Raw genomic sequence first — 14,145 nt, forward strand, 5'->3', positions numbered from 1 at the left:
TCCGCGGAACCAGTCTGGATTGCTTTGTCGCAAGAGCTCCTCGCAATGACGAAGGAGAGACTTTAGCCCCGCACCGGCAGCGTCACCACGTCATAGCCGTGCTTGATCGTGCGCTTCAGCACGGGGTCCTCCAGCTCGAAATCGAAGCGATCGGCGGGACGGATGCCGCCCTTCGCCGCAAACGTACCGCCGAACATGGCGCAGCCGTCGGGGAATTTCCCACCGTCGAAGCCACGCGCGATGAGGTCGACGACCGGCAGCATCGCGTCGAGCGTGCCCTCCTGGTAGAGCACGCGCTCGCCCTTGATCGTGGCCCAGGAGCGCAGGATCATCCTGTCCCAATGGCCGATGACGTCCTCGAGCTCCCACACGGTGGATGCGATCGGCTTGTCGCACATCTGCTTGGACACCGTGACGTTGTAGGCTTCGACCTTGCGGTCGGTGTGGTCGGAACCGCAGCCGACGAAAATGCGACCCTGCCAGCCGATCAGCACGAACTCGACCTCGCCGGAGGAATCGCCGCCGGTGCATTCGATGCTGTCCTCCTGCGTCAGCCGCCGCGCCGAGGCACGGTAGTAGATCGGCGTCGAGGCCGGCGGCGCGATACCCATCTCCTGCAGCTCGGCAATGTGCTTGTCGCGCGCGACCGGATCGCGGCCGGTCCAGCCGGCGATGACCATCTGGTCGATCGCCAGCGTCAGCGGCGTGGTGGTGTCCTGGGCGTCAACGGTGAAGGTCAGGTCAAACACGAATTACGGCCTCCATGCCGGCAGCAAGCTCGAAGATACGGCGGTCCGATCCGCCCGCGCCCGCCAGCATCAGGCCGACGGGAATTTCGCCCTCGCGATGCGCCGGCAGCGAGATGGCGCAACCGTCGATCATGTTGATCAGGGTGCAATTGCGGAGCGCCCGCAGGTTTTCCCTGGTGAACTCCTTGTCGTCGGCGAGATCGGCGATTTTCGGCGGCGTGTTGGCGGTGGTCGGCAGCACCAGCGCGTCATAGGGCGCGATCCGCGCATTGACGCGGGCGATCAGCGAGCGGCGCTCGTGGAGAAGATCGATGTAGTCCGCCGCGCTCTGCGCCTCGCCGCGCATGATGCGCACGGAGACTCGGGGATCGTAGACGTCACCCTTGGATGTGAGGAGGTAGCGGTGCCAGGCGTAGCTTTCGGAAGCCGCAAAGCCGCCCTTGGCGTTCATCGGTCCGATGTCGTGGAATTCGGCCATCTCCATGCGCTCGATGATCGCGCCGTGATCGGCAAGGCTCTTGAGCGCACGCTCGAATGTCCCGGCCACAGCCGCGTCGAGGTCATCGAGCGCGATCGTGGTCGGCACCGCCAGCCGCATGCCCTTGACAGGTCGCGGCTTCAGCGGGCCGATCAGCTCGTTGGCGAGCACGGCATCGAGAATGGCACAGCAACTGACCGATCGTGCCAGCGGCCCGATGCTGTCGAGCGAGAACGACAGCGGCACAGCCCCGTCGAGCGGCACGCGCCGCTGCGTCGGCTTGTAGCCGACGATGCCGTTATAGGCCGCCGGAATCCGGCAGGAGCCGCCGGTGTCGGTGCCGAGCGCGCCATGCGCCATGCCGTCGAGCACGGACACCGCGGCACCCGAGGACGAACCGCCGGGCACGTGGCCCTCGGCCCGGTTCCAGGCGCCCTTTGGCGTGCCGTAATGCGGATTGATGCCGATGCCGGAATAGGCGAACTCGGTCATGTTGGTGCGCCCGATCACGACGAAGCCGGCCTTGCGCAGCCGCGCTACCGTGGGGGCATCCTGCTCGGCCGGCGAGGAATCATCGAGCGCGCGGGAGCCGGCGCGCGTCACCTGGCCCTTGATGTCGAAGAGATCCTTGATCGAGACCGGGATACCGGCGTAGCGCGACGGCGCCGCCTTCACCTTGCGCAAACCGTCCATCGCATCCGCCGCCACAAGCGCGGCGTCCCTGTCCACATGGATGAAGGTACGCTGCCCCTCGCCGGCCGGATCGGCGATTTTGGCGATGCAAGCCTCGACCAGCTTGCGGGAGCTGGTGCGGCCGCTTTCGAGGTCTTCGGCGAGCTTCTTCAGTGTCGAAAAATCGGGCATGTCTGTCTCACGGAATATTTGCGCGCAATGTATAGCGCTGCCTCACTTCGACACAAGCATTGTGCGCATGATGGCATGCATGCGCATTGCTGGACCGTTGACGCGCCATGGTCGATTGTCGCATCAAGATCGCAACAGCCGGGCTTCGCTTGGCCTTGGGAGGACCTGCCGAGATGGCCGAACCGCATCGCGCGCGACCGAAACCGACGCCGGAGACCCAGCATTTCTGGGACGGCACCAAGGCGGGCGAGTTGCGCCTGCAGCGCTGCGACGCCTGTGCGCATGTCTATTTCCCGCCGCGCCCGTTCTGCCCGTCCTGCGCCTCGCGCAAGGTCAGCATCTTCAAGGCGAGCGGCAAGGGCTTTCTCTACAGCTACGTGATCAACCACCGTCCCGCCGCGCCCGGCTTCACGCCGCCTTACGCGATTGCGGTAGTCGAGCTCGAAGAGGGACCGCGGATGATGAGCAACATCATCGACTGCCCGCAGACACCGGAGGCGCTCGAACTCGACATGAAGCTCGAGGTGGCCTTCGAGGCGCTCGACGACAAGATCACCCTTCCCGTATTCCGTCCGGCGAAGGGGTAAGCCCATGCGCAGCAATCAGGTTGCCGTCGTCGGCGCGGCCGAGACCACCGAGCTCGGTGTCATCCCCAACGCCTCGCAGCTCCAGCTTCACGCGGATGCGGCGCTCAATGCCATTGCCGATGCCGGGCTGAAGCTGTCCGACATCGATGGTTTCGCCACCGCCGTCGAAACGCCGCAGCAGGTCTGCCACTATCTCGGCATCAAGCCGACCTGGGTGGACGGCACCTCGGTCGGCGGCTGCTCCTTCATGCTGCACGTCCGCCATGCCGCCGCAGCGATCGAGGCCGGCCTGTGCAAGACGGTGCTGATCACCCATGCCGAGAGCGGCAAGTCGATGATCGGCAAGGCGCCGCGCTCGATTCCTGCCGACAGCCTGCAAGGCCAGTTCGAGGCGCCGTTCGGTGTCTACGGCCCGCCCAGCATGTTCCCGATCCCCGTGCTTCGCTTCATGAAGACCTATGGCATCACGCACGAGCAGCTCGCCTCGGTCGCAGTGGTGCAGCGGGAGTGGGCGGCGAAGAATCCGCGCGCGATGATGAAGGATCCCATCACGGTCGCGGACGTCCTCAACTCGCGCATGATCGCCTATCCGTTCCGCCTGCTGCAATGCTGCCTCGTCACCGACGGCGGCGGTGCGCTGATCCTGACCTCGGCGGACCGTGCCAGGGATTTTCCGCGCAAGCCCGTCTACATCATGGGCACCGGCGAGAGCGTGGAGACGCCGATGGTCAGCCAGATGGAGACGTTCAACTCCTCGCGCGCGTTCAAGACCGCGGGGCCCCTCGCCTTCAAGGAGGCCGGCATCGCGCATAAGGACGTCGACCATCTCATGATCTACGACGCCTTTGCGCATCTGCCGCTGTTCGGCCTCGGCGACCTCGGCTTCATGCCGCACGAGGAGACCGGAAAGTTCATCGCCGACGGCAACACGCGGCCCGGCGGCAAGCTGCCGCTCAACACCAATGGCGGCGGCCTGAGCTACATGCATTCGGGCATGTACGGCATGTACGCGCTCCAGGAGAGCGTGCGGCAGATGCGCGGTATCGCGCCGGCGCAGGTCGCCAACGCGAAGATTTCGGTGTGTCACGGCGTCGGCGGCATGTTCGCCGCGTCGGGCACGATCGTGTTTACGAACGAGAGGTAATCCACATGACGAAATCACTGCAAGACAAGGTCATCATCGTCACCGGCGCAGGCCGCGGCATCGGGCGCGAAATCGCGCTGCTCTGCGCCGGCGAGGGCGCCAAGGTCGTCGTCAACGATCCCGGCGTCGCCGCGGACGGCGCTGGCACCAGCGCCGCGCCCGCCGAGGAAGTGGTCGAGGAGATCAAGAAGCGCGGCGGCACCGCCGTCGCCAATTTCGAGTCGGTGGCCGAAGCCATCCCCGCCAGCAAGATCGTGAAGACCGCGACCGATCATTTCGGCCGGCTCGACGGCGTGGTCAACAATGCCGGCATCCTGCGCGACATGATCTTCCACAAGATGAGCGTGGAAGCGTTCGAGGCCGTCATCAAGGTGCATTTGATGGGCTCGTTCTACGTCAGCCACGCCGCGGCGCGGATTTTCCGCGAGCAGGAGTCCGGCTCGTTCGTGCACTTCACCTCGACCTCCGGCCTGATCGGCAACTTTGGACAAGCCAATTACGCCGCCGCCAAGCTCGGCATCGTCGGCCTGTCGAAGTCTATTGCGCTCGACATGGGCCGCTTCAACGTTCGCTCCAACTGCGTCTCGCCGTTCGCCTGGACCCGCATGATCGGGACCATCCCGACCGAGACCGAAGCCGAGAAGGCGCGCGTCGAGAAGATCAAGCAGATGGGCCCGGAGAAGATCGCGCCGGTCTGCGCCTATCTGCTCTCCGATGCCGCCAAGGACGTGTCCGGGCAGATCTTCGGCGCGCGCATGAACGAGCTGTTCCTGTTCAGCCAGAACCGTCCGCTGCGCTCGGTGCACCGGAGCGAGGGCTGGACCCCGCAATCGATCGCGGAACACGGCATGCCGGCGCTGAAGGGATCATTCTACAAGCTCGACCGCTCCGCCGACATCTTCCCGTGGGATCCCGTGTAAGGATCCCGTCGAGCCGCACTTCCGGCATTCCTGCTCTGCGATCTCCGGCTGCCTTGTCCGGAGATCGCTCCGCTTTACGCCCGATTGCTGGCGGATCATTTCCTCCCAACACAACTTTGGGAGGAAACCATGACAAGAATGCTGACCGACTCCGACGACACGACTGCAGGCAGCGGCCTCGCCCGCCGCACGCTCCTCAAGGGCGCCGCGACCGTTGCCGCATCCGCCCTGCTCGCCTCACGCGCGGACGCCCGCGACTTCGGCGCCAATGCCGAGCCGCAGCGCTATCCCGATCCTGACATCATTGCCATCGATCCCAAGCGCTTCAAGGCGAAGGTCGGCAACACCGCAATCAAGCGGCTCTATACCGGCTGCCTGTGGGCGGAAGGGCCAGCGTGGAATGCGCAAGGGCAATATCTGGTCTGGAGTGACATCCCCGCCAACCGGCAGCTGCGCTACCTCGATGACGACGGCCACATCTCCGAGCAGTTCCACAAGCCGTCGAACGAGGCCAACGGCAACTCGTTCGACACCGAGGGGCGCCAGCTCAGTGCCGAGCGCACCCGGCTCGTCCGCTACGAGCACGACGGTTCGGTGACGACCCTGGCCGAGCAGGCCGGCGGCAAGCCGCTCAACGGCCCCAACGACATGGTGATGCATCCCAACGACAAGGCGATCTGGTTCACCGATCCCGGCTACGGCGCGATCAGTATCTACGAGGGCAAGCTTGCCAATACCGGCTCGCTGCAGCCCCATCAGAAGGAAGCGGTTTATCGCATTGATCCGCAGAGCGGCCAGGTCGCGAAGGTGGCCGACGAGCCGTTCAAGCCGAACGGCATCGCTTTTAGTCAGGACTACAAGAAGCTCTATGTCTGCGACACCGGCATCACGCATTATCCTGAAGCCAAGAACGTGGTGTGGTCGTACGACATCGATGGGGCGAAGCTTTCGAACCCGAAGAAGCTGATCGACATGACGCTCGACGGCAAATCAGGCTTCCCCGACGGCCTGCGCGTCGACACCGAAGGCAACATCTGGGTCGGCGCCGGCTGGGTCGGCCCCGGCTATGACGGCGTGCAGGTGTTCGCGCCAAACGACGGCGCGCGCATCGGGCAGATCCTGTTGCCCGAGACCTGCGCCAACGTCTGCTTCGGCGGCAAGAAGCGCAACCGCCTGTTCATGACCGCGAGCCAGTCGCTCTATGCGGTGTATGTGGAGACGCAGGGCGCGCATTTCTGTTGAGTGCAGCGAATGGTGAGTGGCGAATGGATTCCACTCGCCACTCACCATGTCTCTACCCCGTATTCCTCAATCCCGCCGAGATCCCGTTGATCGTCAGCTGGATCCCGCGCAGGACCTGCTCGTCCGGGTTCTGCGCGCGGTGCTCCTTCAGCAGCTCGACCTGCACGTGGTTCAGCGGGTCGAGATAGGGGAAGCGGTGGCGCACCGAGCGCTCCAGCAGCGGGTTGCCTTGCAGCAGGCGGTCCTGGCCCATGATGTCCAAGAGCGTCTCGATGCAGGAATGCCATTCGCGGCGGATGCGGCCGAATATCTTTTCCCGGAGCGCCTCGTCGGGCACGAGCTCGGCATAGCGCGACGCGATCGCGATCGAGCTTTTCGCCAGCACCATGTCCATGTTCGACAGCAGCATGCGGAAGAACGGCCATTCCTTGTAGAGCTCCTTGAGGAACGGCATGCCCTTGTCGGGATGCTCCGCGATCCATTGCTCGACGGCGCTGCCAAAGCCGTACCAACCGGGCAGCATCAGGCGGCATTGCGCCCAGGAGAACACCCAGGGGATCGCCCGCAAATCCTCGATCGCGCGGGTCTTCTTGCGCGAGGCCGGGCGGCTGCCGATGTTGAGCGTCGCGATCTCGTTGATGACGGTGGACGCCCAGAAATAATCGACGAAGCCGTCGGTCTCGTAGACGAGGCCGCGATAGGCCTTGAAGGCCAGGCTTGAAAGCTCGTCCATCGCGGTCAGATATTCGCGGCGCGGCGCGCTCTGGCGCGGATGCAACAGGCTCGCTTCCAGCGTCGCGGCTGCCAGGATCTCCAGATTGTTGCGGCCGACTTCGGCGTTGGAATATTTCGACGAGATGATCTCGCCCTGCTCGGTGATGCGGATCTGGCCGTTCACCGCGCCGCCGGGCTGGGCGATGATGGCATCGTAGCTCGGGCCGCCGCCGCGGCCGACCGAACCGCCGCGGCCATGGAACAGGCGCAGGCGCACGCCGTGGCGCTCGAACACGTCGACGAGGCCGATCTCGGCCTTGTAGAGCTCCCAGCCCGAGGTGACGAAGCCGCCATCCTTGTTCGAGTCGGAATAGCCCAGCATGACCTCCTGCACGCTGCCGCGGCTGTCGACCAGCCGGCGGTAATCATGCAGCGAGAGCATGCGGTCCATGATGGTGGAAGACGCCTGCAGATCCTCGATGGTTTCGAACAGCGGCACGATGTTGATCGCGCTGCGCCCGGAGGGATGGACGAGACCGACCTCCTTCAGGAGCACCGCGACCTCAAGCATGTCGGACATGCCCTTGCACATCGAGATGATGCATTGGGGAATGGCGTCCGAGCCGAACTTCGCATGCGCTTCTGCTGCGGCATGGAAGACGTTGAGCTCGCCCATGGTCTCATCGCTGTATTTGACGAACGGCGACACCAGCGAGCGCGTCGAGCGCAACTCGTTGGTGAGCACAGAGATGCGGGCGTCCTCGCCGAGCGCGAGATAGGACATGCCGGGATTGGCGGCGTCCATCAGCTCGGCGATGGTGCGCTCGTGCACTGCCGAGTTCTGGCGGATGTCGAGCCGGGCCAGATGGAAGCCGAAGCAGTCCACCGCACGGCGCAGCAGCCGCAGCCGGCCGCGGGCGATGACGCCGGCGTTGTTGGAGATCAGAGAGCGGTGCAGCACGTCGAGATCGGCCTTGAGCTCCCCGACGCTGTCATACGGCGCGCCCTTGCCGACCGGCCGGCGCGTGATCTCGACCTGAAGCATTTCGGCCGTTGCAGTCAGGCGCGCATAGATGCCAGAGACCGCAAGACGATACGGCTCGCCGCTCCGGTGCGGCGAGGTATCGGGCGAGCGCTCCGCCAGCGTGCGCAGCTCCTCGGAGACGTCGGCGAGATGGGCCGCGATCGACAATTCCGAGCCGAGCACGTGCAGCTCGTTCAGATAGAACTGCATCACCCGGCTCGACTGCAGCCGCAGCGTGCCGCGCATCACGTCGGCGGTGACGAAGGGATTGCCGTCGCGGTCGCCGCCGATCCAGCTGCCCATGCGCAGGAACGAGGCGAGCTCGCCGGCCGCCTGCTCGCCGCCCTCCTCCAGCCGGTCCTCCAGCGCGTTGACCAGCCGCGGCACCTCGCGGAGAAACGTGTAATCATAGAACGACAGGCCGTTGGCGACCTCGTCGAGCACGGTGAGCTTGGTCCGGCGCAGCAGATTGGTCTGCCACAGCGTCAGCACCTCGCGGCGGAGCTGCTCGTCGCTGGCGGCGGCCTCCTCCGCCGTCAGCGCGACGCGCTCGCGACGATCGAGCAGGCTAGCTACCTCCATCTCGCGGTCCATGGTGCTCTTGCGGCGGACCTCGGTCGGATGCGCCGTCAAAACCGGGCTGACCAGCGCGCTCTTAAAGAAGTTGCGCAGGGCATCGGCACCGATGCCCGCAGCCCTCGCATGGGCGAGCGTCTCGGCCAGCACGCCGGAGCCGCCGCCCTTGTTGGCGCGCATCTGGCGGATGTTGTTCTGGTCCTCGGCGATGTTGGCGAGGTGGGAGAAATAGCTGAAGGCGCGGACGATCCGCACCGTCTCGGAGGTCGACATGCTGTCGAGGATCTGCTCGAGCTCGTGGCGGGCGAGCCGGTCCTCGTCGCGGTGGAATCGGATCGAGGTCTGGCGGATGCGCTCGACCAGATCGAACAATTCCGGCCCCTCCTGGTCGCGCACCGTGTCGCCGAGAATGCGCCCGAGCAGGCGGATGTCGTCCCGCAGCCGCGCGTCCGCCTCCATCGCCTGGACGTCCTCGGGGCGGTTGGGGCGCTGATCGGCGGTGTCGGATGATATGGTCTGGAGGGACATTGGCTCGCTCCGCTGTTCGAGCTCGCTTGGCTGCCCGGCTCAGCCGAGTGTGCAAGTTTTTTGCCGCAGCGCAAGATGAAGTTGGGGGCGGCGCGGCAACATCACCTATCATGGGAGAAATGCGCCTTGCCGACGGACGCGCGCACACGTCCGCGGTCTCGCCGCGCGGGGCCCGAGTTTTGCTGTCGTTTCGCCCTCATCGATAAGAAAGGGCGCAGGGAAGGCCGGGCGCCGGCTGGCACCCAGGGTCCGCACGCGAAAAACGCACGCGGGGGTGACCACAGGTGATGCCGGAACATCCCGGCCTTCCCTGCGCAATGGTTTACGGCTTATGGCGCGCTCTCCCCGGGGAGCGACGCACTATTGCCCCCGTCGCCTCGCAGATGATCGATGCGCGCACCCGGTCGGGCCGCACATCACCGCAAGTCTTGACGCACAGACCCCGGGCGTCAGGACCACACGCTTTTGCCGTCCGCGGACGTCCCTCCCCGGACATCCGGAAGCTCGCGCGTGCTCGCCCCCGAAGTCGAATAGAAACGCTGTGACCGCGCCGGGTCGTTCGCGCGGATCGCGATGGCTCACAGGCGTAGCCCGCCCTGCCACCTCGTCACGCGCCGGCGCTGCCGCGTCCATCGCATCTCGGCTCACGTATCGTGACGATCGCGAAACGCCCTTTTTAGCGGGCCGGAATAGTTTGCGGTTTACCCGAAGAAGCGAATTCGGTCAATCAGAATATTGGAGAACCGATCGATTGACCTGCATGTGGCAGGTTTTGCCCGTCGGGCAACGCGAGGGATTGTGGGTCGGAAGCATTGAGCGGCCCACCCAACTCCAAATAGTGACGCTTACCAGTGGCGATGGTGCCGCCAACCATAGTGATGGCCTCGGCCTCTGCCCCAGCCGTAATGATGACCACGGCCGCCGCGATGACCCCACCCGTGGCCACCGCCATGTCCGTGGCCGCCCTTGACCTCGATGGTGTCAGTCTGAGACGCGCCCAGTGTGTCCGGCTTGGCAACGGGCATCGCCGAAGCAGAAGGTGTGGGTGTCAAAGCAACGGCCCCCGCCACAAAGCCCACCAAGCAAAGCCACTTCATGCAATCGCCTCCCGATAAGAATGAACCAAGGGCCAGCCGCGGCACATTGCGGCCGCGTTCGCTCCCGCTCGTCAACAATGAAGCCGGGAAAAAGTTGCAATGAAATGTGACGCATTGCGGAGGCGTAGGATATCCTACGAGTTTGCCTTAAGCCGGCACGATCACCTTGCCGATCGGCCAGAGCGCGATGCCGGCGAGCTTGAGGTGGGCCCAGGCGAAGGGAATGCCGATGATGGTGATCGCGAGGGCCACGGCGGTGAAGAGGTGGCCGAGCGCCAACCACCAGCCGGCGAGCACGAACCAGATGATGTTGCCGATCACCCCGAGCGGGCCGGTGCCGACATCCTCGACACCGGTGACCTCATAGCGGCTGACCGCCCGCGAGCCGAACGGCATCAGCGTGTAGACGGCGATATTGAACGCCGCCCGCGCCCAGGGCAGGCCGATGATGGTGACCGCCATGATGACCGCGGCGACCAGCCAGCCGAGCGCCATCCAGGCGCCGCCAATGAGAATCCAGAGCAGGTTGAGCAGGATGGAAACGGGAGCCATGGGATGATCCGAAGGTCGATGATCCCGTGAGTATAGCACGATGCGCGAGGTTGCGATCGATAAAGCCGCTCACGTATTCGCGTGCTCGTGTAGCCCGGATGAGCGAAGCGACATCCGGGTCTTACTGGTTGTTATCCCGGGTATCGCTTCGCTCACCCGGGCTACGCACCGCTAGATCTTCCGCCCCGCCTGCTCCCAATAGGGATCGCGCAGGCGCCGCTTGAAGATCTTGCCGGAGTCTTCGCGCGGCAGCCCGGTGCGGATCTCGATGTGCTTTGGGACCTTGTAGTCGGCAAGCGAGGCCTTCAGGCGGGTGCGGATTTCGGCGGCATCCAGCGTAACGCCGGCTTGCGGCTCGACCACCGCCATCAGCGCTTCGCCGAACTCGGCATCGGGGATGCCGAACACCGCGCAATCATGCACGCCGGGCACCGCGTGCAGCACGGACTCGATCTCGGCCGGATAGATGTTGACGCCGCCCGAGATCACCATGTCGCGCTTGCGGTCGCAGATGAAGACGTAGCCCTCTTCGTCGATATAGCCGACGTCGCCGGAGGTGATGAAGCCGTCGCGATCGATTTCGGCGCGCTTCTCCGGCTTGTTGTGGTAGGTGAAATCGGCCATCCCGGCCATGCGCGAGTAGATCTCGCCGATCTCGCCTACACCCAGCACGCGTCCGTCCTCACCGATGAAGCGCAGCTCGGCGCCGGGCGAAATCCTGCCGACGGTGCCGGGCTTCCTCAGCGCGTCCTCGGAGGTCGCGAAGGTGACGGCGCTGGATTCGGTCGAGCCGTAGAATTCATAGATCACCGGCCCCCACCATTCGATCATGGCGCGCTTGACGTCCGCCGGACAGGGTGCTGCGGCGTGAATGATGTGGCGGAGCGAGGAGACGTCGTATTGCTTGCGCACCTCCTCCGGCAGCTTCATCAGGCGGATGAACATGGTCGGCACCATGAAGATGGTGTCGATCTTGTAGCGCTCGATCAGCTCGAGAAATTCCTCGGGCTCGAAGCGGGGCATCAGCACCAGTGCGCCGCCGAGTTTTCCCGCGCGAATGCCGAACGAGTTCGGCGCGGAGTGATAGAGCGGGCCCGGCAGGATCGTGCGGGCGCCGGGCTTGAGCCCGTAGATCATCGCGCGCATGCGCTCGCCGGCAGCCGCCTGCTCCGGCGTCGGCGCGTTGCGCCGTACGCCCTTGGGGTGGCCTGTCGTGCCCGAGGTGTAGATCATGTTCATGGGCTGCGGCACGACCGGGCCGTCATAGGGCTGGTGCTCTGCGAGCCAGGATTCGAAATCGATCGCGAAGTCCGGCGTCTTCAGATGATCGGGATCGATCTTGTAGCTGGACAGGATCTCCGGGGGCGTCGGCACGCTGAGCACGGTGACGCCTTGGGGAATCGCATCGCGCAAGGCATGCAGCATGTCGGCATGGCCGATCAGCACGGAGGTGCCGGTGTCGTTCAGGATGTAGTTGATCTCCTCCGGCTTGAAGTGCCAGTTGATCGGCACGCCGTAGGCGCCCAGCCGCATGGCGGCATAGGCGGCTTCGATGAAGGCGATGTCGTTGCGCATCAGCATGCAGACGCAATCGCCCTGCCTAACGCCGATTTGGCTGAGGCCCGCGGCGATGCGATCGGCACGATCAGCGACCTCGGCATGGGAGCGGCTGCGCTCGCCGGAGACGATCCCGAGGAAATTTGAGGTTTCGCTCATTGTTGTTTTTCTTTGTTGTTGAAGTTGCCCCTCATGGTGAGGAGGCGCAAGGCGCCGTCTCGAACCATGAGAGCCCGTGGCCCATCCCTCGAGACGCCGCTTCGCGGCTCCTCGGGATGAGGTCTGCGCTAATCCGCAAACTTCGGCGCGCGCTTCTCCAGATTGGCACGCACCGCCTCGGTCTGGTTCGCACTGCCGATCAGCTTCTGCTGCTCGACGGACTCGGCAAGCAGCGCGGGGCCTGGATCGACCGAAAGATTGTTGAGCAGGCGTTTCGCGGCGCGGATCGCATCAGGGCTTTTTCCCGCGATCTCGCGCGCGACTTCGAGGGCGCTCGCGCGCGGATCGTCGCAGATGCGCGTGGCGAGACCGTAAGCCATCGCCTCCTGCGCGGAGAAGATGCGGCCGGTGTAGGTGAGATCCCGCAGGATGTCGTCGCGCACGAGCGAAGCCAGGATCGGCGTGCCCGCCATGTCTGGCACCAGGCCCCATTTGATTTCCATCACCGACATCCGCGCATCGGGGGTGAGGAAGCGCATGTCGGCGCCGAGTGCGAGCTGGAAGCCGCCGCCGAAGGCGACGCCCTGGATCGCCGCGATCACCGGCACCGGAAGCTGGCGCCAGCCCCACACCGCCTGCTGCGCAAAATTCGCCTGGCCGTGCGTGCGTTTGGTGAGGTCGCGATTTTCGCCACCCGGAATTCCGTTGCCGCCCTTTTCCTTCATGGCGGCAAAACGCCCCATGTCGAGACCGGCGCAGAAGGCGCGGCCCTCGCCGGACAGCACCACGACGCGCACGCCTTTTTCCTTCGAAAGCCGATCCGTTGCGGCCACAAGGGCCTCGAACATGGCCTGATCCAGCGCATTCATCTTGTCCGCGCGCACCAGCCGCACGTCGGCGACGCCTTCCGAGATCGAGATCGAGACGCGCTCTTCCATGGATGAATTCTCCCCTGATTCCCGGCTGTTCTTGTTCGGTGCCGCTTTACAGGAAGCCGGCGGCCGGATTTAGTCAATCGATCAATTAACCGACAATCGCGACGGGGGAAACAGCCATGTTCAAGGAAAATCTTCTGGCGGGGCGGCGCATCCTCGTGACCGGCGGCGGCACCGGGCTCGGCAAGTCGATGGCGGCGCGCTTTCTCCAGCTCGGCGCGGAAGTGCACATCTGCGGCCGGCGCAAGATCGTCTGCGACGAGACCGCGACCGAGCTGATGGCTGAGCATGGCGGCCGCGTCACCAGCCACGGCGTCGACATCCGCAACGCGCTCGCGGTCGAGGAGATGATCGAGACCATCTTTCGCGACGGCCCCCTCACCGACCTCATCAACAACGCCGCCGGCAATTTCATCTCGCGCAGCGAGGAGCTGTCGCCGCGCGGCTTTGACGCCGTCGCCAACATCGTCATGCACGGCACGTTCTACGTGACGCAGGCGGTCGGCAAGCGCTGGATCGCGTTGAAGCAGCCCGGCAACGTCGTCTCGATCACCACGACCTGGGTACGCAACGGATCGCCTTACGTGGTGCCGTCGGCGATGAGCAAGTCGGCGATCCATGCCATGACGATGTCGCTCGCCACCGAATGGGGCCGCTACGGCATCCGGCTGAACACGATCGCGCCGGGTGAGATCCCGACCGAGGGCATGAGCAAGCGCATCAAGCCCGGTGACGAAGCCGGCGCGCGCACCAAGGCGATGAACCCGATGGGCCGCGTCGGCACCATGGAGGAATTGCAGAACGTCGCCGTGTTCCTGATCTCCGGCGGTTGCGACTGGATCAGCGGCGAGACCATCGCCATGGACGGCGCGCAGGCGCTCGCGATGGGCGGCAATTTCTACCAGCTCCGCGACTGGAGCGACGACGACTGGAAAACCGCACGCGAGAGCATCATGGCGCAGAATGAAAAGGACCGTGCGAAGCGGGGCTGAGGCTCTCTCCGTAGTCGTCCTGGCGAA

At 65.0% G+C, this 14,145-nt stretch carries 12 protein-coding genes; 5 read left to right on the forward strand and 7 right to left on the reverse strand.

All coding sequences use genetic code 11. The annotated features are described in order from the left end of the window. Nucleotides 1-62 precede the first annotated feature (62 nt). Nucleotides 63-749 carry a DUF2848 domain-containing protein gene (locus BcanWU425_RS27545; protein WP_085352194.1) on the reverse strand — a complete coding sequence of 229 codons (687 nt, stop codon included), beginning with the start codon at nt 747-749 and terminating at the stop codon, nt 63-65. Continuing rightward, nucleotides 742-2,091, reverse strand: coding sequence for an amidase (locus tag BcanWU425_RS27550; protein WP_085352193.1), 1,350 nt, complete (start codon nt 2,089-2,091; stop codon nt 742-744). Before BcanWU425_RS27550 ends, BcanWU425_RS27545 begins: the two co-directional genes overlap by 8 nt. A 173-nt stretch (nt 2,092-2,264) precedes the next feature. Between BcanWU425_RS27550 and BcanWU425_RS27555 the strand changes: the two genes are divergently transcribed. The 4 genes from BcanWU425_RS27555 to BcanWU425_RS27570 all read left to right on the forward strand — a co-directional run bounded on the left by BcanWU425_RS27555 (nt 2,265) and on the right by BcanWU425_RS27570 (nt 5,984). Next, nucleotides 2,265-2,678 (forward strand): Zn-ribbon domain-containing OB-fold protein, encoded by a 414-nt coding sequence (locus BcanWU425_RS27555; RefSeq protein ID WP_026233272.1) that lies wholly within the window; start codon nt 2,265-2,267, stop codon nt 2,676-2,678. A 4-nt stretch (nt 2,679-2,682) separates the two neighbouring features. After that, nucleotides 2,683-3,822 (forward strand): thiolase C-terminal domain-containing protein, encoded by a 1,140-nt coding sequence (locus BcanWU425_RS27560; RefSeq protein WP_085362325.1) that lies wholly within the window; start codon nt 2,683-2,685, stop codon nt 3,820-3,822. 5 nt (nt 3,823-3,827) lie between these two features. Beyond that, nucleotides 3,828-4,742, forward strand: a complete 915-nt coding sequence (locus BcanWU425_RS27565; protein ID WP_007593675.1) for an SDR family oxidoreductase — start codon at nt 3,828-3,830, stop codon at nt 4,740-4,742. 129 nt (nt 4,743-4,871) lie between these two features. Continuing rightward, complete coding sequence (locus BcanWU425_RS27570) at nt 4,872-5,984, forward strand: SMP-30/gluconolactonase/LRE family protein (RefSeq protein WP_085362324.1); 1,113 nt, start codon at nt 4,872-4,874, stop codon at nt 5,982-5,984. A gap of 52 nt (nt 5,985-6,036) precedes the next feature. Here the strand turns inward: BcanWU425_RS27570 and ppc are convergent, their stop codons facing one another. From ppc to BcanWU425_RS27595, 5 genes are all read right to left on the reverse strand, one after another. After that, nucleotides 6,037-8,826, reverse strand: coding sequence for a phosphoenolpyruvate carboxylase (gene ppc, locus BcanWU425_RS27575; RefSeq protein WP_204510648.1), 2,790 nt, complete (start codon nt 8,824-8,826; stop codon nt 6,037-6,039). 727 nt (nt 8,827-9,553) lie between these two features. Beyond that, on the reverse strand, nt 9,554-9,778 hold the full coding sequence (locus BcanWU425_RS27580; protein ID WP_204510647.1) for a hypothetical protein: 225 nt from the start codon (nt 9,776-9,778) through the stop codon (nt 9,554-9,556). A 292-nt stretch (nt 9,779-10,070) separates the two neighbouring features. Next, on the reverse strand, nt 10,071-10,475 hold the full coding sequence (locus tag BcanWU425_RS27585) for a YccF domain-containing protein (protein ID WP_018456965.1): 405 nt from the start codon (nt 10,473-10,475) through the stop codon (nt 10,071-10,073). A 171-nt stretch (nt 10,476-10,646) separates the two neighbouring features. Further along, nucleotides 10,647-12,191: an acyl-CoA synthetase gene (locus BcanWU425_RS27590; protein ID WP_204510646.1), complete on the reverse strand. Its 1,545-nt coding sequence runs from the start codon at nt 12,189-12,191 to the stop codon at nt 10,647-10,649. Nucleotides 12,192-12,319: 128 nt separating this feature from the next. Further along, nucleotides 12,320-13,129 (reverse strand): crotonase/enoyl-CoA hydratase family protein, encoded by an 810-nt coding sequence (locus BcanWU425_RS27595; RefSeq protein ID WP_204510645.1) that lies wholly within the window; start codon nt 13,127-13,129, stop codon nt 12,320-12,322. A gap of 116 nt (nt 13,130-13,245) precedes the next feature. Between BcanWU425_RS27595 and BcanWU425_RS27600 the strand changes: the two genes are divergently transcribed. Then, nucleotides 13,246-14,118 carry an SDR family oxidoreductase gene (locus BcanWU425_RS27600; RefSeq protein WP_018456968.1) on the forward strand — a complete coding sequence of 291 codons (873 nt, stop codon included), beginning with the start codon at nt 13,246-13,248 and terminating at the stop codon, nt 14,116-14,118. Nucleotides 14,119-14,145: the final 27 nt, after the last annotated feature.

The sequence above is a fragment of the Bradyrhizobium sp. WU425 genome (assembly GCF_021052305.1).
GTDB lineage: Bacteria > Pseudomonadota > Alphaproteobacteria > Rhizobiales > Xanthobacteraceae > Bradyrhizobium > Bradyrhizobium canariense_D.